This is a genomic window from Neisseria sp. HMSC067H09 (assembly GCF_001814135.1).
Taxonomy (GTDB): domain Bacteria; phylum Pseudomonadota; class Gammaproteobacteria; order Burkholderiales; family Neisseriaceae; genus Neisseria.
In genome coordinates this window covers 1-416 of sequence record NZ_KV814885.1, presented here as the reverse complement: position 1 = coordinate 416, position 416 = coordinate 1, and the positions used below count along the sequence as shown (strand labels likewise).

The 416-nt window shown below is 34.1% G+C and carries 2 protein-coding genes; both read left to right on the top strand.

Annotated features, from left to right (window positions below):
* A partial coding sequence (locus HMPREF2954_RS12200; RefSeq protein ID WP_472689445.1) for an HNH endonuclease occupies positions 1-86 on the top strand: 86 nt, incomplete at its 5' end.
* Positions 87-88: 2 nt separating this feature from the next.
* Positions 89-416: hypothetical protein (locus tag HMPREF2954_RS03655; protein WP_070689005.1), on the top strand; the 328-nt coding region annotated here is incomplete at its 3' end.

Sequence of the window (416 nt, the reverse complement as noted above, 5' to 3'; positions counted from 1 at the left end):
ATACAGGAAGGATGCAATTGATTGGTGAAGACTTTCATCATGATACCGGTCATATCGGCTGGGAAGCGATGAATAAAGGAAGATAATTATGTGGAAAATTACGAAGGAGCAAGGTCAAGATTTAAGTTTTGCAACATATTGCTTATTATCGGCAGCAATTAATTTGCAAGAATTTAAATTATGGTTGGAGAAGGTTGTCTTAGATATGCCTATTGATAATATACCTTTTTATATTTTTGATTTAATTGATCTTAAAGGAGGAGTAGGAGATATTTATAATATTTTGGATTTTGTTCCGAATTCAGACTTATCTAAAGACCAAGATGACGCATTAACAGGCATTGCCTTCTTAAGGGGGATAGATGTCTATGACCCTCCCGTTTCAAAAGAAAAAGCGTTAAAAGCCTTAGAAAAAC